This is a genomic window from Yersinia ruckeri ATCC 29473, from assembly GCF_000754815.1.
Lineage (GTDB): Bacteria > Pseudomonadota > Gammaproteobacteria > Enterobacterales > Enterobacteriaceae > Yersinia > Yersinia ruckeri.
The window spans coordinates 3,419,585-3,445,658 of record NZ_KN150747.1 but is presented as its reverse complement, the minus strand read 5'-3'; the positions used below and the strand labels follow the sequence as shown (position 1 = coordinate 3,445,658).

The following is a 26,074-nucleotide window of genomic DNA, read 5'->3' as shown; positions in this document are numbered from 1 at the left end:
ATAAATTTTTATGAGGTTATAATTTCATTTTAAATGAAACTACTTTTAATGCTCCGACTAGAGTAAACAAATTTACCCCACCACGACATTAGATCAACTCGTTGAGCCATATATGTAGCATGATTATAAGCTTTTCTAACTTCATTCTTGTCACTGTGAGCTAATGCAGCCTCTATCACATCGGCATTAAACTCGGCTTCATTCATAGCTGTACTCGCAATAGAGCGCATGCCATGTGCAACAAGCCTTCCACCATAGCCTATACGTTTAAGCGCAGCATTAGCGGTTTGACTGTTCATCGGCTTACTCGGATTATTACGGCTAGGGAATACATGTTCACGGCCACCACTGATAGGGCTCATAAGCTCAAGTATCTCTAATGCTTGGTCAGAGAGTGGAACTATATGGTCACGCTTAGCCTTCATTCGTTCCGCCGGAATACGCCACTCACGCTTTTCAATATCAATCTCAGCCCAAGCCGTTGCAGAAGCTTCAACTGGACGTATTAGCGTGAGTAATTGCCATTGAAGAAGGCAACGGGTTGGTATAGATAAGTTGCTCATGGAGATCGTGTACATTAGTTTAGGTAGTTCTTCGGGGCGTATCGTTGGCATATGCTGTTTTTTGGGACGTTCAAAAGCGTTGCTAATGCCTGATGCTGGATTGGCATCAATCAAACCTACATTGACCGCATAAATCATTATCTCATTTATACGTTGTACCAGCCTCCGAACCGTTTCTAATGCGCCACGCGCTTTGATTGGTTCTAATGCCTGTATCAACGTTCTCGCTTTGATATCCTGCACCGGGATATTTCCGATGGATGGCAAAACATCTTTCTCTATGGATCGCCAAATATCTTGCGCGTGGTCTTTGCTAACATGTGTTTTTTTTAGGCTAAACCATTTTTGTGCAACATTCAGAAAAATACTCTCTTGGGCTATTTGGCGTTCTTCAGCTCGTTGCTCTTCTTTCTCTTGGGGATCAATACCACGAGCGAGTAGGGCTAGTTTATCATCTCGTATTTGTCGTGCATCGGCTAATGAGAGTGTGGGGTATGTTCCAAGACTAACATTTGTACGTTTGTTACTGGTTGGGCGTTGATAGCGTAAACGCCATAACTTCTTGCCACTCGTTTTAACAAGCAGGAATAGACCATTGCCATCATGCAGAGTGAAGTCTTTATCTTGAGGTTTAGCTTTCAAAATTTCATTGTGGGATAAAGGGCGTGTCATTCGCGCCATAGTTAGCCTTTTTCCATAATTGGTACACGTTTAATGGTACACATTATAGCGTGTACCTAAACGTGTACCAATGTTTACTGGATTTAGCCGGATATGCTCGGATAGCTACAGACACAAAAAAGCCCGCAAACCTAGGTGGGATGAGGGCTTTCCGTACTTCTCCGGACTTATCTGGTAATACCCGGATCATTATTTGGTGGAGCTGGGGGGATTTGAACCCCCGTCCGAAATTACTACGCCGTCGGCACTACATGCTTAGTCCAGTCATTACATTCGCCGGTTAGCTGCGGACGGACACGCTACTAACAAACTATCCTGATTGGGTTTAACGCTTTCACCCCAGGCAAGGTGTCCACGCGATCTCTTTTGGGTTTGACCTCTCTTTATCCCCGTCCTAAGAGCGGAGGCTAGGGAGAGAGGGAATCTTCAGTTTCTTAGGCTGATTAAGCTGCTAAAGCAGCAGATTCGTATTGCGAGTCGTTTGCAATTATTTTTTTTGCGGTTTTTTACGAGGCCTCCGCACCTCGGCATGCACCTTGGGTTTCGCGAATCCCGTCGAATCCAGAATCAGCCCCAAAGAACTTCTGTAGTATACCAGAACTATAACCTATTAAGCCAGTGACTTAACGATTAGCATGTTTCATAATTCTGGCTTTATCAACCTGCCATTCACGATCTTTGATATCATCGCGTTTATCGTGATCTCTTTTACCTTTTGCGACGCCGATTTTAACTTTAACCCAAGCATTTTTCCAATATACGGAAAGGGCAACTACGGTAAAACCGTCGCGATTCACTTTGCCGATTAATGAGTCCAACTCGCGTTTGTTCAGTAATAATTTGCGTGTGCGCATAGGTTCGCAGACAACATGCGTTGAAGCGACGTTAAGCGGCGTAATAGTCGCCCCAAACAGGAAAGCCTCACCGTTTCTAAAGGTTACGTAGCTATCACTGATGTTGGCTTTACCTGCACGCAGAGATTTTACTTCCCAACCTTGCAGCGAAAGGCCTGCTTCGAATTCTTGCTCAATGAAGTATTCGTGGCGAGCACGTTTATTTTGCGCAATGGTTGCGGAACCGGGTTTGTATGCTTTTTTCTTTGTCATAGTGTTGATCATTATACTGTAAGCGTTGGCGAATGAAATCCTTTCCCGCGAGATGCTGGTGTATTTTGTCGAATTTATTGCCGTTTATGTACGGTTGATTTTTTGTCAGTGGGTAGATAAATGGTATTATCCATGCGTTTTATGTCTCTCAGGAAATGTTATGCCACAGATTAGTCGCTCTGCATTAGTTCCGTTCAGTGCAGAACAAATGTATCAACTGGTTAATGATGTCAAATCTTATCCGGAATTTTTGCCTGGTTGCACGGGCAGTCGAGTCATTGAGACTTGTGATAATGAAATGACCGCAGCGGTTGATGTTGCAAAAGCGGGTATTAGCAAGACGTTTACCACTCGCAATATTCTGACGGATAACCAGAGCATTAATATGCAACTGGTTGATGGGCCATTCCGCAAACTGATGGGCGGTTGGCATTTTACGCCATTGAGTGCTGATGCCTGTAAGGTGGAGTTGCATCTCGACTTCGAGTTTACTAATAAGTTGATTGAACTGGCTTTTGGTAAGGTTTTTAAAGAACTGGCCGGAAATATGGTGCAAGCATTCACTCAACGAGCCAAAGAGGTCTACAGTGTCGGAGTTTTGCGTTGAGGTCGTGTATGCCTTGCCGGAACGTCAGTATGTACGCAAGGTTTATCTTGCCGAAGGCTGCACGGTAGAGCAAGCGATTGAGGCTTCGGGGATTCTAGAGTTACGAACAGATATTGACCTGAAGAAAAACAAAGTAGGGATATACAGCCGCCCAGTAAAATTGGGAGACAGAGTACATGACGGTGATCGGGTTGAGATCTATCGGCCATTAATTGCCGATCCAAAAGAGTTACGTCGTATTCGCGCGGAAAAAACCAAAAAATAAGGCGCATTACGCGCCATATTTTTATCAACCGTCAGTGTTACGGGGAAAGTCAGCCTGATGAAACAACCGGTATCACAGGCATTGATTCTATAGCGCTATGACTTAGGTGACTCCCCATCTTCACGACTACTGCCGAGAAAGTTAATTCCCGGTCAGCGATGGCACGTTTTTAATATCAGTCAGAACGCCACTGTTATCGAAGGTCAGCGTTAGAGTCTGCTGAGTCACTTTTTCGTGTCCCGGCTGTTGACGGAATACGTAGAACCAGGTCTGAGTACCAAACGGATCCTCAAGCATCGGGGTGCCAAGTGTGTATGCCACCTGTTGCTGAGTCATACCTTTATGAATTTTTGATACATCATTAGGCGACAGGTAGTTACCCTGATTAATATCAGGCCGATAGACCACCTTTTCTAGCGTAGAGCATCCCGCAGTAAGCATTACGAGCATTACAGCGGCGGCAGTCAGCATTTTACAGCGCATAGTAATCACATTCCTTTTCGGGCATAGGATGACGATGATAATAGACCTTGCAGCAGTTGGGAACCTTTACAGGGCTTCAGTATGACCCCCATAATGCAAAAAAGTTGAGCTTTTTTATGCTGCCAGCAATTCTTTTGCATTTGCCAGCGTATTTTTTGTGACTTCACTACCGCCTAAAAGTCGCGCCAACTCTTGCAGCCGGGCTTTTTTATCCAGTTTGTGCATCTGTGTTTCGGTTTCGCCACCGTCTGTTTGTTTACTAACAAATAAATGTTGGTGACCGCACCCAGCAACTTGCGGAAGGTGGGTGACACACATTACCTGCGTTGATTCACCGAGTTGGCGTAGCAGACGACCAACAATAGCGGCTGTTGGCCCGCTGATTCCCACATCGACTTCATCAAAAATCAGTGCGGGTGTATCCATTTTACGTGCCGTAATCACCTGAATCGCGAGTGCGATACGTGATAATTCACCGCCTGAAGCGACTTTCGCCAACGGCTGCAAAGGTTGCCCTGGATTGGTTGTGACACCAAATTCGATGCGGCTAGCACCTTCGGCACTAAGATGCTCGGGTGCGAAATGCACATCAATGGCAAGTTGCCCGTGCGGCATAGAGAGTTGATGCATGCTCTCAGTGATCAGCGTAGAAAGTTCTTCAGCATAATATTGGCGTTTCTGATGTAATTGATTGGCGAGCACCAGTGCGTGCTGATAGTGAATATTGACCGTTTCACTCAATTGTTCATGGTCACTTTCCTGCTGCGAGAGCGCTTGTTGTTCTTCCAGCAACTGTTGATGGAGGGCCGGTAATTCTTCTGGTGCAATGTGATGTTTACGTGCCAGATTCAGCTGACGTGACAGGCGTTGCTCCAGTTCATAGAGGCGATTCGGATCCATATCCAGCTTTTCACCGTAGTGACGTAGTTCATCACTGGTTTCACTAATTTGGATCGACGCTTCTTCCAGCATATTCAGCAGATTGTGGAATTGTTCATCCATACCCGCCAATTCAGTAATCAGTTCCTTGACCGAGTAAAGCTGGCTCAGAATATTTTGTTGCTCGTCATCAGCAAGTAGTTGAAGAGCCTGTTGGCTGATCGATATCAACTGACCACTATTGGCTAATCGTTTGTATTCAGCATCGATTTGTTCATATTCGCCCTGTATGGGCGCAAAGGCATTTAATTCTTTTAGATGATACTGTAGCAGTTGGTGCCGAGCGTCTCGTTCCAAAGACTGTTGCTGATGCAAAGCCAGTGCTCGACAGCTTTTATGCCAAGCCTGATAAGCCGCTTTCATTTCGGCTAATAGTGCAGGCTGATCGGCATAAGCATCCAGTAGTTGTTTCTGGTGGTCTGGTTTTAATAATAGCTGGTGAGCATGCTGGCCATGAATCTGGATAAGATGCTGGCCGAGTTCACGTAGTTGGGAAAGTGGAACTGCGGTGCCATTGATAAAGCCTCGCGAGCGGCCATCAGAACCAATCGCGCGGCGCAGCAGGCATTCATTGCTGTCATCAAGCTGATGTTGCTCCAGCCATGCACGCGCTGTTGGCGTATCAGCCAAAGAGAAACGGGCGCAGATATCTGCCCGAGTAGCGCCGAGGCGCACCATGCTACCATCTGCTCGACTGCCCAGGCACAGGCCGAGGGCGTCAATGGCAATGGATTTACCTGCGCCTGTCTCGCCAGTAATTGTGGTTAATCCGGGTTGAAAATCAATTTCTAACTCTCGCACAATAGCAAAATTACTGATGGTAAGTTGCGCCAGCATGGTAAATCTCCTGTACATAAACACATGGCTGTATTTGAATACAGTATAAACTGGTTTTATATACAGTAAAGTGATTGGCGCACTTTTTAGAATAATTTTTTTGACCAGCCGAGCTTGGTACTTAACGTATTGAAATAACTGTAGTCCTTTGGGTGAATTAGATTGAGGTGGAAATCACTGCGGCGAATCAATACTTCCTCGCCATCCTGGATCGGCAGGGCAATCTGGCTATCGCAGCTCACTTCGAGATCGCTGCTTATTTGGGAAAACTTCAGGCGAATAGTGCTGCTGCTATTTATCACCAATGGCCGAGCAGAAAGGGTATGCGGGAACATGGGTACTAAAACAATGGCGTCCAGCGTTGGGGTAAGAATTGGCCCACCCGCAGAGAGAGAGTAGGCCGTCGAACCGGTCGGCGTGGCAATAATCAAGCCATCGGAACGCTGAGAAAATGCGAAGCGATCATCGATATACACTTCGAACTCAATCATATGCGCCACTTTACCCGGATGGAGTACTACCTCATTGATGGCGGTGCTCATTCGGCATTGTTGATTGGCTCTACGCACCTGAGTTTCCAGTAGAAAACGCTGCTCGCTCAAATATTCGCCTTCCAGAACGTCTGAAAGTTGTTGTTGCGCGTTATCTGGATCCAAATCGGTTAAAAAGCCCAGATTTCCTCGGTTGACGCCGATCACTTTGATATTATATCGAGCCAGAACTCTGGCGGCCCCCAGCATATTGCCATCACCGCCGACCACCACCGCCAGATCGGCTTTTTGGCCTATGTCTGCCAAACTGCCAGTCACGGCATCGCTCAAATTAAGATCACGGGCAATTTGCCGTTCAACCATCACGGCATAACCTTTGGATTTTAACCAGTGGTAGAGCATTTCATGGGTAGCAAGTGCGGCCGGGTGACGTGGGTGACCGACAATACCAATACAGTTGAATCTTTTATTCATTGCCGTGGTTTTCCTCACTGGAGCGTCTTTGTGCCCCACATTGTGACCGGTTCCCTTGAATCCCCGGTTTTGATCCCCATAATAAGCCAAGTAGCGAGATTAATGCTAAAACGCGGAGATATCCATGAGTAGTAAAGAACAGAAAGCGCCTAACGAGCAAGTCTCGGAAGAAATGGAACAAGCAGTAGAGCAACAAGCGGGAGCCGCACAAGAGATGAGTGACGGTGTCGATCCGCGGATTGCTGAGCTGGAAACCCAATTGGCTGACGCCTTACAGCGTGAGCGCGATAGCCTGTTACGCGCGAAAGCCGAAGTTGAAAATATTCGCCGCCGTACCGAATTAGATATCGAGAAGGCACATAAATTTGCTTTAGAGAAATTCTCATCGTCTCTGTTGCCAGTGATTGATAACTTGGAGCGAGCGCTGGATTCAGCAGATCACTCTAATACTGAACTGGCTGTCATGATCGAGGGTGTTGAGTTAACACGGAAATCCTTATTGGATGCTGTGGAAAAATTCGGTATCGAAGTGGTTGCGGAATCAAATGTGCCATTTAACCCTGAAGTTCACCAGGCGATGACCATGATTGAGTCTGCCGATCATGAACCTAATCACGTAATGAATGTGATGCAAAAAGGTTATACGCTGAATGGCCGTTTGTTACGCCCGGCGATGGTGGTGGTGTCTAAAGCGAAAGCTTAAGGCTATCCAGCGAGTCTGAAGGCACCTTTATGGTGCCTTTTTTCTCTGTGTCATCAGGCTGCTGGCAAGCGAGGTTGCCAGTCGATTGGCGTCAAACCTTGTTTCTCAAGTAGCTGATTAGTCAATGAGAAGTGCTTGCAACCCAAGAAACCACGGTGAGCCGAAAGCGGGGAAGGATGTGGCGCTTTCAGGATATGGTGCCGTTGAGGATCAATAATCTGGCCTTTCTTCTGAGCATGTGCGCCCCAGAGTAAAAATACAATGTCTTCTCGGTGTGTGTTCAGCGCCGAAATAACCCGATCGGTAAAGGCTTCCCAACCAAAGTTGGCGTGGGAGTGAGCCTTGCCACCTTCAACGGTCAGAACGGTATTAAGTAATAGTACGCCTTGCGTCGCCCAACTTTGTAAAAAACCATGGTTTGGTCGTTCGAAGCCAGGAATATCAGACACCAGCTCCTTGTACATATTAACCAGTGAAGGCGGTGCTGGTACTCCAGGTAAAACCGAGAAGGACAGCCCGTGAGCTTGATTCGGGCCGTGATAAGGATCCTGGCCGAGAATGACCACTTTCACCTGATCCAGTTCGGTTAAACGAAATGCGTTGAATACGTCTTTTTGCGGCGGATAAACAGTTTTCCCCGCGTTACGTTCAGCAGCAACCCGTGCTAGCGTTTGTTGGAAATAGGGTTGTTCTTTTTCTTGGCCAATAACATCGTGCCAAGTGAGGGAGGTGGTCATCAGACTCTCCTTTGTTTTTGTTAGAAATTAATGAAGTCAGCTTACCGGTTAGTTTTCGGGAGTGAAACTGTTAAAAGCGGCCTAATTGACATTAGGTTAAATAATCGCCATAAAATGCAATTTTTGTTGAAAATTTACAAAAAAAATTGTCAGGTCACTCATTGAGAAAATTGATATAAAACATAAATTTGCCATCCTGCCGGTGATTGGTTGGGCAAAAAAGTTGATTTAAGTCAAAGAATAACAGTGGTTTGACTGGTATACAGAACAATAAGACAACAATGGTTTTACCAAATAACCAGCGTGACTTTTTCCATTCCTGGAATTTTAGCCGTATTACGGAGGCACCAAATGATTACTGGTATTCAAATTACTAAAGCTAACAATGAAGCCTTACTGAACTCTTTCTGGCTGTTAGACGATGAAAAAGCAGAGATGCGTTGCGTTTGTGCTAAAGCTGGCTATGCCGAAGATCAAGTTGTACCGGCCAGTGAATTGGGCCAGATCGAATATCGTGAAGTTCCATTGGAGGTTGAATCTACCGTTCGCGTGGAAGGTGGTCAGCATCTGAACGTAAACGTTCTGCGCCGTGAAACGCTGGAAGATGCCGTTAAGAATCCAGAAAAATATCCACAACTGACCATTCGTGTTTCTGGTTATGCGGTTCGTTTCAACGCACTGACTCCAGAGCAGCAACGTGATGTGATTACTCGTACTTTCACCGAAAGCCTGTAATTAATCGGGTTATCAACGTTAATCACGTCAAGGGGAGCTTCGGTTCCCCTTTTTACTGTCTTTTTCCTGCGTTATAAAGTCTGATTCTGCTCACATTTTACAAATTCAATTAGCTATTCTTATCATTTATCATAAAGAACTCATCCGACCTGCCGATAGCCAGATTACACCCGTTAGGTGTTCACTTAATTTTGCCATCGATCAGGAGTTGTTATGAGTATGCCATTAAGCTTTTCCATAGCTTCATCTGCGAATGTTATCTCCAATCCGATGATTCCATCCCCTTCGATTAAGGTGGCAAGCACGTTAAGTGAAACGTTGCCTGTTACTTCCAGCCCTGCACCACAGATGATTCTTACGGCGGCGACTCAAGGAGCAAACGACCTTTATCAGTCGATGATGGGCGATCTCAGTCTATCTCGAGGCGAGCTGGCGGCGGTAAAATCCGCTGAAATGATTGGGAAAGGAAAAGCATCCCAGCAAAGTGATTACTCATTAGCGCTAATGGCTAAAGATGTATATGCGCCCAGCGGGGCTAATCTGGATGGTTTTCAGCGCGTAAGCGATGAAGCCCTGCTAAAGGTAGGCATTGACCCGGCCAGCCTGTCTGACCGTGCTTCTGGTTTCCAAGCAGGGATTTACTCGAATCAGCAACAATATGTTTTAGCTTTCGCCGGCACCAATGATATGCAGGATTGGTTGAGCAATATTCGTCAGGCAACGGGTTATGATGATATTCAATATAATCAGGCCGTCGCTTTAGGGAAAACCGCTAAAATGGCTTTTGGTGATTCATTGGTTATCACCGGACATTCTCTGGGCGGTGGATTAGCGGCAACGGCTGCGTTAGCAACGGCAACTTTTGCTGTTACTTTTAATGCGGCTGGCGTGTCAGATCACACCATGAATCGCTTGGGGATCAATCCCGTAGCAGCTAAAAAAGAAGCTGAAAGTGGTGCTATTCGCCGTTATAGCGAACAATACGATATGCTGACGGACACTCAGGAATCGACTCCGCTGATTCCTGATGCCATTGGTCATAAGATTACTCTGGCAAATGATGAAAAACTGACTGGGTTGAATGATTGGCGACCAAGTAAGCATCTTGAACGTCGTTTGACCGCTCACGGAATCGATAAGGTCTTGTCCTCCATGAGTGAACAAAAACCTTGGGAGTTGAAAAATGCCTGATAACACACGGATAGATAGATGCTTGCGTTGTCTTCGCTACGCTATCTGTGGTGTATTGATGCCGTTAATAAGTTTTGAGGGATTGGCAATGATCGAGAGCAAAAGCGTATTCATTGATCCACAAGTTATGCCAATGGCAGAAGCGATAATTCGTGGTGATGTGGCACAGATTCACCAATTGGCGACGGAAAAATTGTTGGAGCAGCGGGGCGATCAATCGATCACTTTATTGCAGTGGGCGATCCTGAATCAGCAACCTAAAAGCCTGCTGGCTTTGTTGGATAAAAATGCCGATCCTCTCCAGCCCGGTTTACAGGGGAACAGTGCGTTGCATACTGCGGCCAGCGTTAAAGATCCGCGTTATTTACAGATATTGCTGGATCGGCATTTAAAACCGGATGTGCGTAATAGTATTACATCGGCCACACCTTTGGCTGCGGCGGTCATGGCCGGGCGTCAGGATCAGGTTATGATGCTGTTGGCGGCCGGAGCTGATCCTAATCTACCGGATCGTTTGGGTGATACACCGTTGCATCTGGCCGGTAAGATTAATGCGCCTGAGCTGGCGCTATTATTGTTGCGCGCTGGCGCTAATCCCGCGTTACGTAATAAGCAGAAAGCGACATTCCAGCAGTATTTTGCTATGACGCCCGTTCATTTGCAGACCAGTGAGATGCAGAGTAAGTATCAGCAGCTTAATGAATGGCTACGATCCCACCAGTTGGTTGAGTTATATCAAAAACAGCCATGAGAAGATTAGATAGCGCTCTGGAAAATAGGCTAGAAGATTAAAACACCATCACAGATTTTTAGGATAATAACTCTCTTAATTGACTGTTTTTAAATGAAATTTATATTGATTATTCTCCTTGGTATTTAGATGTCATCACCCCTTTTCCATTAAAATAGCTAATGTTTGAAATAATGTGGACGAAAGTGATAAAACTCCCTGTTTTCACCATAAAAAAAGCCGCTTGAGTGTGAATTCAGCGGCTTTTTGCATGAGTGCTTAATTAGTCTGCACTTTTAGTTTGTTGCTTTATCTTTTGGTTTACGGCGCTTACCGACGTTTTTGGCATCGCGGTGACGAACCTTGACCTTGGTTTTTTCTTTGCTGGCTTCTTTTAGCTCTTTACGCTTGGCCAAAACCTTTTTCGACGGTTTGCCGGTAGATTTTGCACTTGGCTCTTTGCTGGTTGGGCGCAGTTCATCAATGACGCGAGGTTTCAACGGCTCTTTCAGATAACGGCCAATTCTGCCCAGCAGTAAATGGTCATGTGCTTCAACCAGTGAAATTGCTACGCCTTTACGCCCAGCACGCCCAGTACGGCCAATTCGGTGCAGATAGACGTCTGCGGTTAGCGGCAAATCAAAATTGAATACGTGGCTGATATCGTCGATATCCAAACCGCGAGAAGCAATATCGGTTGCTACCAATACATTGACCCGACCATCGCTTAAACGAATAACTGCTTCGGTACGTTTGGCTTGCACCATTTCGCCTTCGAGGAACCAGGCGTTGATCCCAGCTTCGCGCAGCCAGCTCACTAATTGGTGTACCTTTTCCCGGGTACGCACAAAAATAATGGATTTCTGTACGTCGGGTTGTTTCAGCAGGTGGACCAGCAAGGCAGTCTTGTGTTCGATATCGTCCGCACGATAATACCATTGCTGGATTTTCTTGCGTTCGCGTCGAGATGGATCGGCTTCCAGCTCTACTGGCTCTTCGAGAATTCGCTCCGCAAATTCACGAATGGCTTCGCCTTCCAGTGTGGCTGAGAACAGCAAGGTCTGCTTACGCCAGCGGGTTTCTGCGGCGATAGTTTCGATATCCTGAGCAAAACCCATGTCTAGCATGCGATCAGCTTCATCAAGAATCAGCGTTTCTACTGCACGACAGTCAAAGTTCTCTTCTTTGATGTATTGCAGCAGGCGGCCAGTGGTCGCAACCACGATATCCTGATTTTCACTGAACACTTCAGCATGGTTCATATAGGCAACACCACCGGTAATGGTGGCGATATCTAACTGAGTATGCTTGGCCAATTCACGTGCTTGATCGGCAACCTGCATTGCCAGTTCACGGGTTGGCGTCAGAATCAGGATGCGCGGTGGCCCAGATTTTTTGCGTGGAAAATCCAGCAGATGCTGCAAGGCTGGCAGCAAAAAGGCGGCAGTTTTGCCCGTACCTGTGGGAGCCGAACCCAATACGTCGCGGCCATCCATAGCTGGCGGAATAGCCGCAGCCTGAATAGCGGTAGGACGTTCGTAGCCCTTGTCGCGGAGTGCGTCAATCAGGCGGTCATCGAGATCGAGTTCGGAAAAATTGGTTACAGTCATGGTCTTCCTCTACTTGGGCCGCCGATTATAGACGGGTTAGCCGAATTCTTCACCTGTTTAAGCGGTAATGATGTCTTTTCCCTACAATCATATTGCCCTATGCTACGCCAGTTAAAGATTCTGGTGATTAATGTGAGCGAACAATTGGAAAAAAAACCGACTTTACGTCGGGGCGGTTTTACTTTTAAGCAATTTTTTGTGGCTCATGATCGTTGTGCCATGAAGGTGGGCACCGACGGCGTGTTACTGGGAGCTTGGGTTCCTTTACAGCAGGCACGACGTGTGCTGGATATTGGCTGTGGTAGCGGATTGATTGCACTAATGATTGCCCAGCGCTCTTCTCCACAAGTGCAAATCGATGGCGTTGAGCTGGAAAATGATGCGGCGGCACAGGCCAGTGAGAATGCTCAAGCTTCGCCGTGGCGCGATCGCATTCAAATCTATGCAACTGACGTTCATGAATTTGCCAAAACGCATGTTCATCAGTATGACCTGATTGTCAGTAATCCCCCTTATTTTGCCCCAGCGGTAGCCTGTCGCGATGCGGCCAGAAATACGGCTCGCTATACCGGTTCCTTGACTCACGGAGCCTTATTGGATTGTGCTGAGCGGTTGATGACGCCGGAAGGGCGGTTTTGTGTCGTGCTTCCTCATGCTATCGGCGAGGATTTGGCGGCATTAGCCCGTCAGCAAGGCTGGTTTGTACGCCAGCAGGTCGATGTGCGAGATCGCCCGGGTAAACCTTTGCATCGGATGTTGCTGGTTTTAGCTCGTCAGGACGGAGAAATGCTGCATCAGCATTTGCCGTTGCGCAAAGCGGAAGATGTTTATTCCGATGTATTCTGCCAACTGATTAGTGATTTTTATCTTCATTACTGACCTTATCACTACAAGGGCCAAGTGTGTGCCCTTGCAGTGATAGGGATAAATTACGGTTGCAGAATGGTCGGATGAGGCTCGGCTAGCTGTTCAGGATAATCAAGGGTGTAATGCAGGCCTCGGCTTTCCTTTCTGTCCATGGCACAGCGAACGATAAGTTCGGCAACTTGTACTAAATTGCGTAATTCCAGCAGGTTGTTGGAAATACGAAAATTGGCGTAGTACTCGTCGATTTCCTGCTGCAAGGTATTAATCCGGCGTAGCGCCCGTTCTAACCTTTTTGTGGTGCGCACGATGCCGACATAATCCCACATGAATAATCTTAGTTCATGCCAATTATGCTGAATAACTACGCGTTCATCTGAATTATCAACTCGGCTTTCATCCCACTCCGGCACTTGTTTGGCCAGCTTGGCATGAGGAAGCCGCATTAAGATATCTTCAGAAGCTGACCAGCCGTAAACCAAACATTCCAGCAAGGAGTTTGATGCCATACGGTTTGCGCCATGCAGGCCGGTGTAGCTAACTTCACCAATGGCATACAAACCGTCGAGATCGGTACGTCCGTGTTGATCTACCATGACGCCGCCGCAGGTATAGTGTGCAGCCGGAACGATCGGGATCGCTTCTTTCGTCAGGTCAATCCCCAGAGAAAGCAGTTTCTCGTAGATCATCGGAAAATGCTGCATCACAAAATCAGTCGGTTTATGACTGATATCCAGATACATGCAATCGGCACCCAAGCGTTTCATTTCGTGATCAATAGCCCGTGCCACAATATCCCTGGGCGCTAATTCACCACGGGGATCGAAATCAGGCATAAAGCGGCTGCCATCAGGGCGTTTTAAATAGGCCCCTTCACCGCGCAGTGCTTCCGTCAGTAAAAAATTGCGCGCTTGTGGATGGAACAGGCAGGTGGGGTGAAATTGGTTAAATTCCAGGTTTGCCACACGACAACCTGCACGCCAGGCCATGGCAATACCATCGCCAGAGGAAATATCCGGATTGGTTGTATATTGATAGACTTTTGCTGCCCCACCGGTAGCCAGCACCACGGCTTTGGCACGGAAGGTTTCGACCTTTTCCAGCCCACGGTTCCAGACATAGGCTCCGACCACGCGTTTAGTACCAGGTAAACCAATTTTATTCGAGGTAATCAAATCCACGGCATTACAGCGTTCTTTCACCAAAATATTAGGATGGGTGCTTGCTTTACCTACGAGGGTAGTTTCTACTTCTTTACCTGTGGCATCTGCACTATGCAGGATTCGGCGGTGGCTGTGGCCTCCCTCACGAGTCAGGTGGTAACGTTCCTCACCGCTGGCGCTGGTTTCAGTGTCAAATAGCACGCCTTGATCGATAAGCCACTGCACACAGTTGCGCGCATTACTGGCGATAAACTCGACGGCCTCTTTATCACAAAGACCGGCTCCGGCAATCAGCGTGTCGTCAACATGGGAGCTGATACTGTCGGTTTCGTCAAAAACGGCGGCGATACCGCCTTGTGCGTAAAAGGTCGCGCCTTCATTCAGCGGCCCTTTACTCAAAATGGTGACTTTACAGTGTGATGCAAGGCGCAGAGCCAATGACAAACCGGCCGCGCCACTTCCGATGATCAATACATCGCTGACATGTTCAGATGATGATGGCATAACGTATGATGTGTGCAGAAGAAGGGTGGTTTTCATGGTAGCCTATCTGCCCGAGCAAAAGCTACGGGTATTGGATATTGAAAGGATATCGAAAGAAAAACAGCGGCATTAGGGAACTTTGCTTTTTATATAAACTCCAAGCAAGTGCTTGCTCAGGAAGGTAATGATATGACTGGCAGTACGATTTTTAGCGTGGGGATAGATTTCGGGAGAGTTTACCTCGGATGAGCGAGCAGTTAACGGATCAAATGCTGGTTGAGCGGGTCCAAAAGGGAGATCAACAGTCGTTCAATTTACTGGTTATTCGTTACCAGCATAAAGTTGCGAGTCTCGTATCCCGATATGTACCTCAGGGTGATGTCCCTGATGTGGTGCAGGAGTCCTTCATCAAAGCTTATCGCGCGCTGGAGTCATTCCGTGGCGACAGTGCTTTTTATACATGGTTGTATCGTATCGCGGTTAATACGGCGAAAAACTACTTGGTCGCTCAGGGGCGGCGCCCTCCATCCAGTGATGTTGATGCAAATGATGCTGAAAATTACGAAAATGCAGGTGCATTAAAAGAAATTTCGAACCCTGAGAACTTAATGTTGTCTGAAGAATTGAGGCAGATAGTTTTCCGTACCATTGAATCGCTTCCAGAGGATCTCCGTATGGCGATCACTTTGCGTGAGTTGGATGGGCTAAGCTATGAAGAAATAGCTGCCATCATGGATTGCCCGGTAGGTACTGTTCGTTCCCGAATCTTCCGTGCTCGTGAAGCTATCGATAACAAAGTTCAGCCGCTAATTCAGCGATAGTGGACAAACAAAGGGTATTTAGGCATGCAGAAAGAAAAGCTTTCCGCTCTGATGGATGGGGAAACTCTTGATAGCGAGCTGTTCGGCTTTTTATCAAAAGATAAAGCGCTGCAACAAAGCTGGCAGAGTTACCATTTAATCCGAGACACCCTACGTGGTGATGTGGGCGAAGTTGTACATCTGGATATCGCCAGCCGGGTAGCCGCTGCTCTGAAAGATGAGCCTATCCGTATGATTCCGATTGCTGTGCCTGAATCCCAACCTCAGCCGCATACCTGGCAGAAAATGCCGTTTTGGCACAAAGTGCGCCCTTGGGCTAGCCAGATCACTCAGGTAGGTATGGCTGCCTGCGTTTCTTTGGCCGTTATTGTCGGCGTTCAGCAATATAACCAGCCTGAAACCAATAACTTGCAATCCGAATCTCCGGCATTTAATACACTGCCAATGATGGGCAAGGCATCGCCAGTCAGTTTTGGTGTCCCGGCAGACGGTTCTTTTGGCAACAGCCAACAGAAGCAAGTGCAAGAGCAACGCAGACGTGTAGATATGTTGAGCCAGGATTTTGAATTACAACGCCGCTTACCACATACCGATCTGCTGCAACAAGAACAATCTGTATCGCCGCAAGCTGCTATTCAGGTACCTGGAACTCAGTCCTTAGGAATACAACAGCAGTAATGAAGCAAATTTGGTTATCCGTCTGTTTATTTACGGGCGGCCTGTTTGTGCCAATAATTGCCTCTGCTCAAATCGAGCCAGAGGCAATATTGCAGGAAATGGGTAGCGCCAGTCAGTCGCTCAATTATGAGCTCGCCTATATTAACGTCAGCAAGCAGGGAATTGATTCTCTTCGCTATCGTCATGCAATATCTGATGGAAAGCCATTAGCCCAGCTATTACGCATGGATGGCCCACGCGCCGAAGTTCTTCAGCGTGGCACGGAGGTCAGCTATTTTGAGCCTGGTTTTGAGCCATTTACATTGGCTGGAGAGCATATTGTTGATGCCTTGCCTTCTATTATCTTCTCTGATTTTAAACGTCTGGCTAAATATTACGACTATATTGCTGTCGGTCAGGCGCGTATAGCCGATCGTCCTTGTCAGGTTATTCGTGTGGTGGCAAAAGATGGCACGCGCTATAGCTATATCATTTGGCTGGATGAAACGACGAAGTTGCCGATGCGGGTTGATTTACTGGATCGTGATGGTGAAACGCTGGAGCAATTCAGGGTGATCTCTATGGGCGTCGGCACACCGGTACAAACCGTGTTGCAAGGAATGAAAGCGCTGGAGTTTCCGCCATTGCTGGCTTTACCCGCCAAGCAAAAGGTCGATTTCAGTTGGGCTCCCGCTTGGCTCCCGAGTGGCATGGTTGAAGTTTCTCGCAGTCGTCGTATTTTGCCTAATCTCGATTCGCCGACGGAAACCCGGTTGTATACTGACGGTTTATTCAGTTTTACCCTCAACGTAAATCCAGCGGATAAAAATGCTGTAACCGGGCAATCTTTACGTCAGGGGCGTCGTACCGTACAAAGTGAAGTGCGTAATAATGTTGAAATTACGGTGGTAGGTGAAATACCGCCAGCTACCGCGAAACGCATTGTCAGCAGTGTTGTATTAAAGGCTAAAAAATAATGATCAAGGAATGGGCCACGGTTATTTCGTGGCAACAAGGTATCGCATTGTTACGTTGTGAGCCTCGTGCTGGTTGCGGTAGCTGCCATGCTCGTGGTGGCTGCGGCAGTGACTTGCTAAATAAACTTGGTCCCGATTCCCAACATCAACTTCAGGTTGCTATTGATCAGCCATTAGAGCCAGGACAACGCATCGAAGTGGGTATCAGTGAAGGCAGCTTATTGCGTTCAGCAGTACTGGTTTATTTGACGCCACTGGGCGGTTTGATTCTTGGCGGAGCCGTGTCTCAGGCCTTCTTTGTGACGGAATTGATGACGGCCATGGGTGCCGTTATCGGTGGTGTTGGCGGTTTTTTACTGGCACGTAAACTGGCAACAAAACTGGAAGGGCGGAGTGATTATCAGCCCGTCGTTTTGCAAATAGGTTTGCCACCGACGTCACTTCGTATTCAGCAGGATTGATTGGATTGACGGGATTTTTGGGCTGTGATAGGCCATAGATCATTTAATTAATCAATGTAATAAACAAATCAGCGCTGATCAGATCTGAATAGCTAATTGAATATAAAATCCTCCCTCATCGTTAATAACGACGTACTGAATCGTTACCGTCTTTAATTTCTCGATCAATTCTCTTTATTCATTTCAGAGATTTGACGCCAGTTTTTCATTGCACTCAAGTTAAAATTAATAATAATCAGTAAGATAAATCCACGTTACTCAAAGTGGATGAGCCTTTATTCTTCCGCTGAAGAATATGACTACGGCACTATTAATTTGAGACATTATAATCTATGACAATAGGCCGTTATCACTGACTTGACCGATGTGCTTGATTTCATCTGAAAGCAAGGATAATAGTGAGGAATGGCATGAGGATGACTAGGTTTTCATTGTCTTGACATGTAGAATACCGCGACTTAGGCGAAAGACAGCCAACCTGACAACTAATCAATACTGACTGTCGCTTTATGTCCATACGTGTGTCCATAGGCGAATGATTCAGAAATACCAAGGCAGAAAAACTTTTATAATGAAGCATATACGAAATTTCTCCATTATTGCCCATATTGACCACGGCAAGTCGACCCTGTCTGACCGTATTATCCAGATTTGTGGCGGTTTAAGTGAGCGCGAGATGGCCGCACAGGTTCTGGATTCGATGGATCTTGAGCGTGAGCGTGGTATTACGATCAAGGCACAAAGCGTGACCTTGGACTACCATGCCCAGGATGGCCAAACCTATCAGCTCAATTTTATTGATACGCCGGGACATGTTGATTTCTCTTATGAAGTCTCCCGTTCTCTGGCCGCCTGCGAAGGTGCTCTGCTGGTCGTTGATGCCGGGCAGGGTGTTGAAGCCCAGACGCTGGCAAACTGTTATACCGCGATGGAAATGGATCTGGAAGTGGTTCCGGTACTGAACAAAATCGACTTACCGGCAGCCGATCCTGACCGCGTCGCGGAAGAAATTGAAGACATCGTGGGCATTGATGCCGCCGATGCAGTGCGTTGCTCGGCGAAAACCGGCATAGGCGTACCTGAGGTGCTTGAGCGTTTGGTACGTGATATTCCACCGCCTGGCGGCGATCCGGAAGCACCGTTGCAGGCGTTGATCATCGATTCCTGGTTCGATAACTATCTGGGCGTTGTTTCCTTAATTCGTATTAAAAACGGTACGTTACGCAAGGGCGACAAGGTCAAGGTAATGAGCACCGGACAGACTTATAACGCTGACCGCCTGGGTATCTTTACTCCAAAACGTATCGACCGCGATGTGTTGAGCTGTGGTGAAGTTGGCTGGTTGGTTTGCGCGATTAAAGACATTCTTGGGGCTCCGGTCGGCGATACGCTGACATTGGCGCGTCAACCAGCAGAGAACTCCTTGCCGGGCTTTAAAAAAGTCAAGCCGCAGGTTTATGCGGGTCTGTTCCCAATCAGTTCTGATGACTATGAAAGCTTCCGTGATGCACTGGGTAAACTGAGCCTGAACGATGCCTCTTTGTTCTATGAGCCAGAAAGTTCTACCGCGTTAGGCTTTGGCTTCCGCTGTGGTTTCCTCGGGTTGCTACACATGGAAATCATTCAGGAACGTCTGGAGCGTGAATATGATCTGGAACTGATTACCACGGCTCCGACGGTTGTTTATGAAGTGATTACTACCAGCCAGGAAACCGTCTATGTTGATAGCCCGTCAAAATTGCCGGCGCTCAACAACATTGAAGAGCTGCGTGAGCCTATCGCCGAATGTCATATGCTGCTGCCCCAAGAATATCTGGGTAACGTTATTACGCTGTGCATTGAGAAACGCGGTATGCAGACCAATATGGTTTACCACGGTAACCAGGTTGCGCTGACTTACGAAATTCCAATGGCAGAAGTGGTGCTGGACTTCTTTGATCGTTTGAAATCAACCTCACGTGGTTATGCGTCTCTCGACTATAACTTCAAGCGTTTCCAGACATCTGACATGGTTCGTGTTGATGTATTGATCAACAACGAACGTGTTGATGCGTTGGCGCTGATCACCCATCGCGAGAACGCACAATACCGTGGTCGTGATCTGGTTGAGAAAATGAAGGAACTGATCCCGCGTCAGCAATTCGATATTGCGATTCAGGCTGCGATCGGTAACCACATCATCGCACGTTCTACCGTCAAACAATTACGTAAAAACGTATTGGCGAAATGTTACGGTGGCGATGTTAGCCGTAAGAAAAAGCTGTTGCAAAAGCAGAAAGACGGTAAGAAACGAATGAAGCAAGTGGGTAACGTCGAGTTACCTCAAGAGGCTTTCCTGGCGATTCTGCACGTAGGCAAAGACGGCAAATAAGTTGTAAGGAGTTTGCATGGCTAACATGTTCGCCTTGATTCTAGCGGTAGCTACGCTGGTGACGGGTATTATCTGGTGTTTCGAACGGTTTAAATGGGCGCCCGCGCGCGAGGCAAAAATTGCTGCGATTAACGCGCAAATGGCCGGTTCGGTCGATGAGAAAACCTTGACGAAGGTGGCTCGTCAACCCGGCTGGATCGAGACTTGTGCATCGGTATTTCCGGTACTGGCTCTGGTGTTTATCGTTCGTTCATTTATTTATGAACCTTTCCAGATACCGTCTGGTTCGATGATGCCAACGATGCTGATCGGCGATTTTATTCTGGTGGAGAAATTTGCCTACGGTATTAAAGATCCTATTACCCAGACAACGCTGATCCCAACGGGGCATCCGAAACGTGGTGACATTGTGGTATTTAAATACCCGTTGGATCCTCGAGTTGACTACATCAAGCGCGTGGTTGGATTACCGGGCGATCGTGTCAGTTACGATCCGATCAGCAAACAGGTAATGATTCAACCAGCGTGTCATAGCGGCCAATCTTGTGACAGTGCGTTAGCCGTGACTTACAGTGAGTCGGTGCCAAGCGAATTTGTGCAGACTTTCCGTTTTAGTGGCATGGGCGAGTCATCGGCGGGATTCCTCCAGATTCCAACCAATAAACCGGTGCCAGGTGACGGCGTGCGTTTACGCCAGCGCAGTGAAAGTCTGGGGCCGGTTTCCCATCAAATTCTGATGGTTCCAGGGCGTAACGATCAGATTGGTGCTTATTATCAGCAACCCGATCAGCCTCTTGGGGTCTGGGTGGTTCCGCAAGGTCACTACTTTATGATGGGTGACAATCGGGATAATAGTGCCGATAGCCGTTTCTGGGGCTTTGTTCCTGAGCGTAATCTGGTAGGGAAAGCCACGGCTATCTGGATGAGTTTTGAAAAGCAGGAAGGTGAATGGCCAACGGGTGTTCGTTTAAGTCGAATTGGTGGCATTCACTAATTCGACGATAGCCAACGTTATTGACGTTATTATTGCGGTTCAAAATAGCAATCCCGAATAACTGACCCAAGTCGGTTATTCGGGTGAGTAAAATCCGCTGATAGCGTAATAACTTCAGGTGACAAGGATATATAAACGCAGCATTATATTTCCACTCGTTGTAGAATAAACTTTCGAGCGATAAAAGTTGGCTCTCTGTTGGGAGCCACTGCAAACGAAACCGCTTTGTATTGGCTTTGGGCGAAGCAGACCTGTTCCGTATGCTGTAGTTTTTGACGCATTCTTGATCTATTGGTAACTCATGAACCCCATCGTAATAACCAGGCTACAGCGGAAGCTGGGCTATACTTTTCAACAGCAGGAACTCTTGCTGCAAGCACTGACTCATCGTAGCGCCAGCAGTAAACACAATGAGCGTTTAGAGTTCCTGGGTGACTCAATTCTGAGTTTTGTTATCGCCAATGAGCTGTACCACCGTTTCCCTCGCGTTGACGAGGGCGATATGAGTCGGATGCGAGCCACATTGGTAAGAGGCAATACACTTGCCGAAATGGCCCGTGAATTTGACCTTGGCGAGTGTTTACGCCTCGGCCCGGGTGAGCTGAAGAGCGGCGGTTTCCGCCGTGAATCTATTTTGGCAGATACGGTAGAAGCCCTTATCGGTGGCGTATTCCTCGATAGTGGTATTCAAACGGTAGAACGGCTGATTCTTGATTGGTATCGTAGCCGGTTGGACGAAATCAGCCCCGGTGATAAGCAGAAAGACCCAAAAACACGTTTGCAAGAATACTTGCAGGGTCGTCATCTGCCGTTACCTTCTTACCTGGTTGTGCAGGTTCGCGGAGAAGCACACGATCAGGAATTTACTATCCACTGCCAGGTCAGTGGCTTGGGCGAACCGGTCGTCGGTACCGGATCAAGTCGCCGTAAAGCTGAGCAGGCAGCAGCGGAACAAGCGCTGAAACAGTTGGAGCTTGAATGAGCGAAGTAGAAAAAACGTATTGCGGTTTTATTGCAATTGTTGGTCGTCCGAACGTTGGTAAATCAACCTTGCTAAATGAGCTATTGGGGCAGAAAATTTCCATTACCTCGCGTAAACCACAAACAACACGCCACCGTATTATGGGCATCCATACCGAAGGGCCTTATCAGGCTATCTACGTGGATACCCCAGGGCTGCATATTGAAGAAAAACGCGCCATTAACCGTTTAATGAACCGCGCGGCCAGCAGCTCGATTGGTGATGTGGAATTAGTCATTTTCGTTGTCGAAGGAACCAACTGGACCGCCGATGATGAAATGGTCGTGAATAAGCTGCGTAGTCTGAACTGCCCAGTGTTATTGGCGATTAATAAAGTTGATAACGTCACGGATAAAACCAAGCTGTTGCCGCACATCCAGTTCTTGAGCCAGCAGATGAAGTTTCTCGACGTAGTGCCTATTTCTGCGGAGAAAGGGATGAATGTGGATACCATCGCCAGCATCGTGCGCAAGCATATGCCGGAAGCTGGGCATCATTTCCCGGAGGATTACATTACTGACCGCTCCCAGCGCTTTATGGCGTCGGAAATTATTCGTGAAAAACTGATGCGTTTCCTCGGTGAGGAACTTCCTTACTCAGTTACCGTGGAAATCGAGCAGTTTGTGCCGAATGAACGTGGTGGTTACAACATCCACGGCCTGATTCTGGTTGAGCGCGAAGGCCAGAAAAAAATGGTGATCGGTAATAAAGGTAGCAAGATTAAGACGATCGGTATCGAAGCTCGCCATGATATGGAACAGATGTTTGATGCCAAAGTGCATCTTGAACTGTGGGTTAAAGTGAAATCAGGCTGGGCAGATGACGAACGTGCGCTGCGTAGCTTAGGCTATACCGACGATCTGAAATAAGGCTCGTCAATGGAAGGTTGGCAGCGCGCATTTGTCCTGCATAGTCGCCCTTACAGTGAAACCAGTTTAATGCTGGATTTGTTTACTGAAGGGGAAGGGCGGATGCGGGTTCTAGCTAAAGGTGCGCGCAGTCGACGTTCCAATTTAAAAGGCTGTTTACAGCCTTTTACACCATTACTGGTTCGCTGGGCCGGGCGTGGTGAGGTCAAGACATTGCGTAGTGCGGAGCCGGTTTCTCTGGCACTGCCGCTCAGTGGAACGATGCTTTATAGTGGTTTGTATGTTAATGAGCTACTGTCCCGCGTACTGGAGCACGGTACCAACTATTCTGCCCTATTTTTCGATTACCTTCATTGTTTACAAGCCCTGGCCGCGACTGATGGCTCACCTGAGTGCGTGCTGCGTCAATTCGAATTGGCGATGTTGGCCAGTTTGGGCTATGGCGTAGATTTTCTGCACTGTGCAGGCAGCGGGCAGCCAGTAGCCGATAGCATGACTTATCGTTATCGTGAAGAGAAAGGCTTTATTGCCAGCTTGGTGGTAGACCATTACAGCTTTACTGGACGACAATTGCAGGCATTGGCCAACCGCGAGTTTCCCGATAGCGACACGTTACGGGCGGCAAAACGTTTTACTCGGATGGCACTAAGGCCTTATCTGGGCGGTAAACCACTGAAGAGTCGCGAGCTATTCCGTCAATTTGTCATCAAATCTCCCACAGATCCAACGCAAACTTCCTGAATTCACTGATTTTTAATCTATTCTAGGGCTATTTTTCATGATAGCGGCCTATCCGTTGCGCGCCGACTCGGTGTAAACTGCAAGCCGTTGACCTATTTTTTCGGGCTTATCTGGAGGGCTATCATGGCTGATTTGTTGCTAGGCGTTAATATCGATCATATTGCTACGTTACGAAATGCACGTGGAACCCAATATCCTGATCCGGTGCAGGCCGCTTTTATTGCTGAGCAAAACGGCGCAGAGGGTATCACCGTTCATTTACGCGAAGATCGCCGCCATATTACCGATCGTGACGTGCGTATTTTGCGCGAAACCATCCAGACACGAATGAATCTGGAAATGGCCGTAACGGATGAAATGCTGGCGATTGCCTGTGAGCTAAAGCCCCACTTTTGCTGTCTGGTGCCAGAAAAACGTGAGGAAGTGACCACTGAAGGTGGATTGGATGTTGCCGGTCAGCTCGATAAAATGACCTTCGCAGTAGAGCAATTAACCGATGCCGGCATTCTGGTTTCCTTATTTATCGATGCGGATAAACGCCAGATTGATGCGGCTGTTGCCGCCGGTGCGCCTTATATCGAAATTCATACTGGTGCTTACGCCGATGCGCAAACTCACTTGAGCCGTCAGGCCGAGTTGTTGCGGATTGCCAATGCCGCAAGTTATGCGGCGGAGAAAGGCCTAAAAGTCAACGCAGGTCACGGGCTGACGTACCATAATGTCCAACCTATTGCCGCATTGCCTGAAATACACGAGCTAAATATCGGTCATGCGATTATCGGCCAGGCGGTGATGACCGGCCTTGCGGTAGCGGTATCTGAAATGAAAATGTTGATGCGGGAAGCGCGTCGCTAATGGCTATTCTAGGGTTGGGCACCGATATTGTCGAAATCTCCCGTATCGAGGCGGTAGTAAACCGTAGTGGTGAGCTGCTGGCCAAACGGATTCTCAGCCCATCAGAATGGCAGCAGTACCAGAAACATCAGCAACCGGTACGCTTTCTGGCTAAACGCTTTGCGGTTAAAGAAGCCGCGGCAAAAGCTTTTGGTACCGGTATTCGTCATGGTCTGGCGTTTAATCAGTTCGAGGTCGTCAACGATGCTTTGGGCAAACCTACGTTATGTTTGCATGGTCGGGCGGCGGAATTGGCGCAGGAGTTGGGGGTCGCTTCGCTGCATGTTTCTTTGGCCGATGAACGGCGCTATGCCTGTGCCACGGTGATTATTGAGCGCTAGTTGATCTACACCGGGCTTTACTGGCGATCGGGCGGGCGTATTGATCCGCTCTTTATTGTTTTTATCGCCGTACTAGAGACGGTCTGCGTGGTGTAACTGGACAAACTTATCCCACAGTTGCTCGTTAGTTTCGGCGCAGGCTGGATCGGTGATGATGGTGTTATCGATAGGGCAGACCAACTGGCAGGTTGGCGTTTCGTAATGGCCCACACATTCGGTACAGCGCATCGGGTCGATCTGGTAGATCTCCGCACCCATCGTTATCGCCTGATTTGGGCACTCCGGTTCGCACATGTCGCAATTAATGCATTTACGCGTGATTAACAGAGCCATGGCTTGGTTACCTTTCATGTCGGACGATAAAATAGCCGGCGATTATACCGCTATCACCGCCTCAGACCAGTTTTTTCACCAGATTTGCACTGTGTCTGATATGGTCTTGCGCGTGATCAAAATCCTGCTGAATGATGGCCATGAAAAGTAAATCGGTGAGCGCGAATTGGGCGGTGCTAGAGGAGATGGCGGCACTGCGAATCGCCGGTTCTTCGGCAATAGTGTACAAGCAATGATCTGCACGCTGTTGCAATCCGTTGGGTGAGAAACTGGTTAGAGCCAGTACTTTCGCACCGGCGGTTCGTGCTTCTTCTGCCGCCAGATTGACCTCCCGCCGCTCGCCACTAAAGGAAATTGCCAGCAGTAAATCTTGCGGCCCCATCGCTTGAACGGCAGCTAACTGAACATGCATATCGGCTTCAGATACCGCCATAATGCCGATTTTTAGCAGCTTATAGGACAGATCTTTTGCCACCAATCCCGAAGCACCGATGCCCAGCAATATCACCCGGCGGGCATTTTTCAGCATATTCAAGGCTTGTTCAAGCCGTTGTTCGCTATTGATATCCAGTGTCGCACGCAGCGCGGCGTTTTTCTCAGCCAATAGCTTCTCGCCGACGATTTTCAGGTAATCAGTACTGAGAATCTGGTTGTGTACCGTCAGGGCGGTTTGCGGCGTAGCAATCACTTCACTCAGCGCCAGTTTCAATGCAGGAAAGCCTTTGTATCCCAGCTTCTGCGCAAACTTCACCACGCCAGATTGACTGACGCCAGCCAGTTGCGCCAATTTCTGCGAACTGAGGTGTCGAGCCTGCTCGGGGTTAAGCAGCAGAAAATCGGCCAGCTTGCGGTCGTTTTGCGCCAGTGTAGGGTAAATCTGTCGGATACGAAGAAGACTGCTCATAAAACCATTCCTGAAAGTGGGAGGCCAT

The 26,074-nt window shown here is 47.9% G+C and carries 28 protein-coding genes and 1 other RNA gene; 18 read left to right on the top strand and 11 right to left on the bottom strand.

Going from position 1 to position 26,074, the window contains the following annotated elements; translation table 11 throughout:
• Positions 1 to 29: 29 nt before the first annotated feature.
• The 3 genes from DJ39_RS15500 to smpB form a co-directional block, all read right to left on the bottom strand.
• Positions 30 to 1,244, bottom strand: coding sequence for an integrase domain-containing protein (locus DJ39_RS15500; RefSeq protein WP_004718128.1), 1,215 nt, complete (start codon positions 1,242 to 1,244; stop codon positions 30 to 32).
• Between the two features lie 194 nt (positions 1,245 to 1,438).
• Positions 1,439 to 1,819: a transfer-messenger RNA gene (ssrA, locus tag DJ39_RS17610) on the bottom strand.
• 48 nt (positions 1,820 to 1,867) lie between these two features.
• Complete coding sequence (gene smpB, locus DJ39_RS15495) at positions 1,868 to 2,350, bottom strand: SsrA-binding protein SmpB (protein ID WP_038241433.1); 483 nt, start codon at positions 2,348 to 2,350, stop codon at positions 1,868 to 1,870.
• 160 nt (positions 2,351 to 2,510) lie between these two features.
• Between smpB and DJ39_RS15490 the strand changes: the two genes are divergently transcribed.
• Together DJ39_RS15490 and DJ39_RS15485 are read left to right on the top strand one after the other, a co-directional pair.
• A complete protein-coding gene (locus DJ39_RS15490; protein ID WP_038251543.1) occupies positions 2,511 to 2,957 on the top strand; it encodes a type II toxin-antitoxin system RatA family toxin in 447 nt (148 codons plus the stop codon).
• On the top strand, positions 2,938 to 3,222 hold the full coding sequence (locus tag DJ39_RS15485) for an RnfH family protein (protein WP_038251541.1): 285 nt from the start codon (positions 2,938 to 2,940) through the stop codon (positions 3,220 to 3,222). Before DJ39_RS15490 ends, DJ39_RS15485 begins: the two co-directional genes overlap by 20 nt.
• Positions 3,223 to 3,363: 141 nt before the next feature.
• On the opposite strand, the gene bamE is transcribed toward DJ39_RS15485, so the two are convergent.
• The 3 genes from bamE to nadK form a co-directional block, all read right to left on the bottom strand.
• Positions 3,364 to 3,705, bottom strand: coding sequence for an outer membrane protein assembly factor BamE (gene bamE, locus DJ39_RS15480; RefSeq protein WP_038251539.1), 342 nt, complete (start codon positions 3,703 to 3,705; stop codon positions 3,364 to 3,366).
• 114 nt (positions 3,706 to 3,819) lie between these two features.
• Positions 3,820 to 5,481 carry a DNA repair protein RecN gene (gene recN, locus DJ39_RS15475; protein WP_004718118.1) on the bottom strand — a complete coding sequence of 554 codons (1,662 nt, stop codon included), beginning with the start codon at positions 5,479 to 5,481 and terminating at the stop codon, positions 3,820 to 3,822.
• 86 nt (positions 5,482 to 5,567) lie between these two features.
• The gene (gene nadK / locus DJ39_RS15470) at positions 5,568 to 6,446 is read right to left on the bottom strand and encodes an NAD(+) kinase (RefSeq protein ID WP_038241303.1); all 879 of its coding nucleotides are present in this window, start codon (positions 6,444 to 6,446) and stop codon (positions 5,568 to 5,570) included.
• Between the two features lie 124 nt (positions 6,447 to 6,570).
• On the opposite strand from nadK, the gene grpE reads away from it, so the two are divergent.
• Positions 6,571 to 7,149 carry a nucleotide exchange factor GrpE gene (grpE, locus tag DJ39_RS15465; protein ID WP_004718114.1) on the top strand — a complete coding sequence of 193 codons (579 nt, stop codon included), beginning with the start codon at positions 6,571 to 6,573 and terminating at the stop codon, positions 7,147 to 7,149.
• Positions 7,150 to 7,202: 53 nt separating this feature from the next.
• Here the strand turns inward: grpE and ung are convergent, their stop codons facing one another.
• Positions 7,203 to 7,886, bottom strand: a complete 684-nt coding sequence (ung, locus tag DJ39_RS15460) for a uracil-DNA glycosylase (RefSeq protein WP_004718113.1) — start codon at positions 7,884 to 7,886, stop codon at positions 7,203 to 7,205.
• 351 nt (positions 7,887 to 8,237) lie between these two features.
• Here ung and grcA point away from each other — a divergent pair, with 351 nt between their 5' ends.
• The 3 genes from grcA (at position 8,238) to DJ39_RS15445 (ending at position 10,563) form a co-directional block, all read left to right on the top strand.
• Complete coding sequence (grcA, locus tag DJ39_RS15455) at positions 8,238 to 8,621, top strand: autonomous glycyl radical cofactor GrcA (RefSeq protein WP_004718111.1); 384 nt, start codon at positions 8,238 to 8,240, stop codon at positions 8,619 to 8,621.
• A gap of 213 nt (positions 8,622 to 8,834) precedes the next feature.
• Positions 8,835 to 9,812 carry a Tle-like phospholipase domain-containing protein gene (locus DJ39_RS15450; protein WP_038241306.1) on the top strand — a complete coding sequence of 326 codons (978 nt, stop codon included), beginning with the start codon at positions 8,835 to 8,837 and terminating at the stop codon, positions 9,810 to 9,812.
• An 88-nt stretch (positions 9,813 to 9,900) separates the two neighbouring features.
• Positions 9,901 to 10,563 (top strand): ankyrin repeat domain-containing protein, encoded by a 663-nt coding sequence (locus tag DJ39_RS15445; protein ID WP_038241435.1) that lies wholly within the window; start codon positions 9,901 to 9,903, stop codon positions 10,561 to 10,563.
• 275 nt (positions 10,564 to 10,838) lie between these two features.
• Here DJ39_RS15445 and srmB read toward each other — a convergent pair whose 3' ends face one another.
• The gene (srmB, locus tag DJ39_RS15440) at positions 10,839 to 12,152 is read right to left on the bottom strand and encodes an ATP-dependent RNA helicase SrmB (protein WP_004718106.1); all 1,314 of its coding nucleotides are present in this window, start codon (positions 12,150 to 12,152) and stop codon (positions 10,839 to 10,841) included.
• Between the two features lie 132 nt (positions 12,153 to 12,284).
• Between srmB and trmN the strand changes: the two genes are divergently transcribed.
• Complete coding sequence (trmN, locus tag DJ39_RS15435; RefSeq protein ID WP_038241437.1) at positions 12,285 to 13,031, top strand: tRNA(1)(Val) (adenine(37)-N(6))-methyltransferase TrmN; 747 nt, start codon at positions 12,285 to 12,287, stop codon at positions 13,029 to 13,031.
• Positions 13,032 to 13,081: 50 nt separating this feature from the next.
• On the opposite strand, the gene nadB is transcribed toward trmN, so the two are convergent.
• Complete coding sequence (gene nadB / locus DJ39_RS15430) at positions 13,082 to 14,683, bottom strand: L-aspartate oxidase (RefSeq protein WP_004718101.1); 1,602 nt, start codon at positions 14,681 to 14,683, stop codon at positions 13,082 to 13,084.
• Positions 14,684 to 14,907: 224 nt separating this feature from the next.
• Between nadB and rpoE the strand changes: the two genes are divergently transcribed.
• The 11 genes from rpoE (at position 14,908) to acpS (ending at position 24,809) form a co-directional block, all read left to right on the top strand.
• A complete protein-coding gene (gene rpoE / locus DJ39_RS15425; protein WP_004718098.1) occupies positions 14,908 to 15,483 on the top strand; it encodes an RNA polymerase sigma factor RpoE in 576 nt (191 codons plus the stop codon).
• Positions 15,484 to 15,507: 24 nt separating this feature from the next.
• Positions 15,508 to 16,161, top strand: a complete 654-nt coding sequence (rseA, locus tag DJ39_RS15420) for an anti-sigma-E factor RseA (RefSeq protein WP_038241312.1) — start codon at positions 15,508 to 15,510, stop codon at positions 16,159 to 16,161.
• On the top strand, positions 16,161 to 17,117 hold the full coding sequence (gene rseB, locus DJ39_RS15415; RefSeq protein ID WP_004718097.1) for a sigma-E factor regulatory protein RseB: 957 nt from the start codon (positions 16,161 to 16,163) through the stop codon (positions 17,115 to 17,117). The genes rseA and rseB overlap by 1 nt, the downstream gene beginning before the upstream one ends.
• Complete coding sequence (rseC, locus tag DJ39_RS15410; protein WP_038241314.1) at positions 17,117 to 17,578, top strand: SoxR-reducing system protein RseC; 462 nt, start codon at positions 17,117 to 17,119, stop codon at positions 17,576 to 17,578. The genes rseB and rseC overlap by 1 nt, the downstream gene beginning before the upstream one ends.
• A 571-nt stretch (positions 17,579 to 18,149) precedes the next feature.
• Complete coding sequence (lepA, locus tag DJ39_RS15405) at positions 18,150 to 19,949, top strand: translation elongation factor 4 (RefSeq protein WP_004718095.1); 1,800 nt, start codon at positions 18,150 to 18,152, stop codon at positions 19,947 to 19,949.
• Between the two features lie 16 nt (positions 19,950 to 19,965).
• The gene (lepB, locus tag DJ39_RS15400; RefSeq protein WP_038241316.1) at positions 19,966 to 20,943 is read left to right on the top strand and encodes a signal peptidase I; all 978 of its coding nucleotides are present in this window, start codon (positions 19,966 to 19,968) and stop codon (positions 20,941 to 20,943) included.
• Positions 20,944 to 21,244: 301 nt separating this feature from the next.
• Positions 21,245 to 21,925, top strand: coding sequence for a ribonuclease III (rnc, locus tag DJ39_RS15395; RefSeq protein ID WP_004718092.1), 681 nt, complete (start codon positions 21,245 to 21,247; stop codon positions 21,923 to 21,925).
• A complete protein-coding gene (era, locus tag DJ39_RS15390) occupies positions 21,922 to 22,833 on the top strand; it encodes a GTPase Era (protein ID WP_038241320.1) in 912 nt (303 codons plus the stop codon). Before rnc ends, era begins: the two co-directional genes overlap by 4 nt.
• A 9-nt stretch (positions 22,834 to 22,842) precedes the next feature.
• Positions 22,843 to 23,574 (top strand): DNA repair protein RecO, encoded by a 732-nt coding sequence (gene recO / locus DJ39_RS15385; RefSeq protein ID WP_004718088.1) that lies wholly within the window; start codon positions 22,843 to 22,845, stop codon positions 23,572 to 23,574.
• Positions 23,575 to 23,697: 123 nt separating this feature from the next.
• On the top strand, positions 23,698 to 24,429 hold the full coding sequence (pdxJ, locus tag DJ39_RS15380) for a pyridoxine 5'-phosphate synthase (protein WP_004718086.1): 732 nt from the start codon (positions 23,698 to 23,700) through the stop codon (positions 24,427 to 24,429).
• Positions 24,429 to 24,809: a holo-ACP synthase gene (gene acpS / locus DJ39_RS15375; RefSeq protein WP_038241324.1), complete on the top strand. Its 381-nt coding sequence runs from the start codon at positions 24,429 to 24,431 to the stop codon at positions 24,807 to 24,809. Before pdxJ ends, acpS begins: the two co-directional genes overlap by 1 nt.
• A 72-nt stretch (positions 24,810 to 24,881) precedes the next feature.
• On the opposite strand, the gene DJ39_RS15370 is transcribed toward acpS, so the two are convergent.
• Positions 24,882 to 25,142, bottom strand: a complete 261-nt coding sequence (locus tag DJ39_RS15370; protein WP_038241326.1) for a YfhL family 4Fe-4S dicluster ferredoxin — start codon at positions 25,140 to 25,142, stop codon at positions 24,882 to 24,884.
• Positions 25,143 to 25,203: 61 nt separating this feature from the next.
• The gene (locus DJ39_RS15365; RefSeq protein ID WP_004718083.1) at positions 25,204 to 26,046 is read right to left on the bottom strand and encodes a MurR/RpiR family transcriptional regulator; all 843 of its coding nucleotides are present in this window, start codon (positions 26,044 to 26,046) and stop codon (positions 25,204 to 25,206) included.
• Between the last annotated feature and the right edge of the window lie 28 nt (positions 26,047 to 26,074).

Excerpts from the sequence above, each read along its gene's own strand:
- DJ39_RS15500 (WP_004718128.1), bottom strand. The coding sequence starts at position 1,244 with ATGGCGCGAATGACACGCCCTTTATCCCACAATGAAATTTTGAAAGCT.
- smpB (WP_038241433.1), bottom strand. The coding sequence starts at position 2,350 with ATGACAAAGAAAAAAGCATACAAACCCGGTTCCGCAACCATTGCGCAA.
- DJ39_RS15490 (WP_038251543.1), top strand. The coding sequence starts at position 2,511 with ATGCCACAGATTAGTCGCTCTGCATTAGTTCCGTTCAGTGCAGAACAA.
- bamE (WP_038251539.1), bottom strand. The coding sequence starts at position 3,705 with ATGCGCTGTAAAATGCTGACTGCCGCCGCTGTAATGCTCGTAATGCTT.
- recN (WP_004718118.1), bottom strand. The coding sequence starts at position 5,481 with ATGCTGGCGCAACTTACCATCAGTAATTTTGCTATTGTGCGAGAGTTA.
- nadK (WP_038241303.1), bottom strand. The coding sequence starts at position 6,446 with ATGAATAAAAGATTCAACTGTATTGGTATTGTCGGTCACCCACGTCAC.
- grpE (WP_004718114.1), top strand. The coding sequence starts at position 6,571 with ATGAGTAGTAAAGAACAGAAAGCGCCTAACGAGCAAGTCTCGGAAGAA.
- ung (WP_004718113.1), bottom strand. The coding sequence starts at position 7,886 with ATGACCACCTCCCTCACTTGGCACGATGTTATTGGCCAAGAAAAAGAA.
- grcA (WP_004718111.1), top strand. The coding sequence starts at position 8,238 with ATGATTACTGGTATTCAAATTACTAAAGCTAACAATGAAGCCTTACTG.
- DJ39_RS15450 (WP_038241306.1), top strand. The coding sequence starts at position 8,835 with ATGAGTATGCCATTAAGCTTTTCCATAGCTTCATCTGCGAATGTTATC.
- DJ39_RS15445 (WP_038241435.1), top strand. The coding sequence starts at position 9,901 with ATGATCGAGAGCAAAAGCGTATTCATTGATCCACAAGTTATGCCAATG.
- srmB (WP_004718106.1), bottom strand. The coding sequence starts at position 12,152 with ATGACTGTAACCAATTTTTCCGAACTCGATCTCGATGACCGCCTGATT.
- nadB (WP_004718101.1), bottom strand. The coding sequence starts at position 14,683 with ATGCCATCATCATCTGAACATGTCAGCGATGTATTGATCATCGGAAGT.
- rpoE (WP_004718098.1), top strand. The coding sequence starts at position 14,908 with ATGAGCGAGCAGTTAACGGATCAAATGCTGGTTGAGCGGGTCCAAAAG.
- rseA (WP_038241312.1), top strand. The coding sequence starts at position 15,508 with ATGCAGAAAGAAAAGCTTTCCGCTCTGATGGATGGGGAAACTCTTGAT.
- rseB (WP_004718097.1), top strand. The coding sequence starts at position 16,161 with ATGAAGCAAATTTGGTTATCCGTCTGTTTATTTACGGGCGGCCTGTTT.
- rseC (WP_038241314.1), top strand. The coding sequence starts at position 17,117 with ATGATCAAGGAATGGGCCACGGTTATTTCGTGGCAACAAGGTATCGCA.
- lepA (WP_004718095.1), top strand. The coding sequence starts at position 18,150 with ATGAAGCATATACGAAATTTCTCCATTATTGCCCATATTGACCACGGC.
- lepB (WP_038241316.1), top strand. The coding sequence starts at position 19,966 with ATGGCTAACATGTTCGCCTTGATTCTAGCGGTAGCTACGCTGGTGACG.
- rnc (WP_004718092.1), top strand. The coding sequence starts at position 21,245 with ATGAACCCCATCGTAATAACCAGGCTACAGCGGAAGCTGGGCTATACT.
- era (WP_038241320.1), top strand. The coding sequence starts at position 21,922 with ATGAGCGAAGTAGAAAAAACGTATTGCGGTTTTATTGCAATTGTTGGT.
- recO (WP_004718088.1), top strand. The coding sequence starts at position 22,843 with ATGGAAGGTTGGCAGCGCGCATTTGTCCTGCATAGTCGCCCTTACAGT.
- pdxJ (WP_004718086.1), top strand. The coding sequence starts at position 23,698 with ATGGCTGATTTGTTGCTAGGCGTTAATATCGATCATATTGCTACGTTA.
- acpS (WP_038241324.1), top strand. The coding sequence starts at position 24,429 with ATGGCTATTCTAGGGTTGGGCACCGATATTGTCGAAATCTCCCGTATC.
- DJ39_RS15370 (WP_038241326.1), bottom strand. The coding sequence starts at position 25,142 with ATGGCTCTGTTAATCACGCGTAAATGCATTAATTGCGACATGTGCGAA.
- DJ39_RS15365 (WP_004718083.1), bottom strand. The coding sequence starts at position 26,046 with ATGAGCAGTCTTCTTCGTATCCGACAGATTTACCCTACACTGGCGCAA.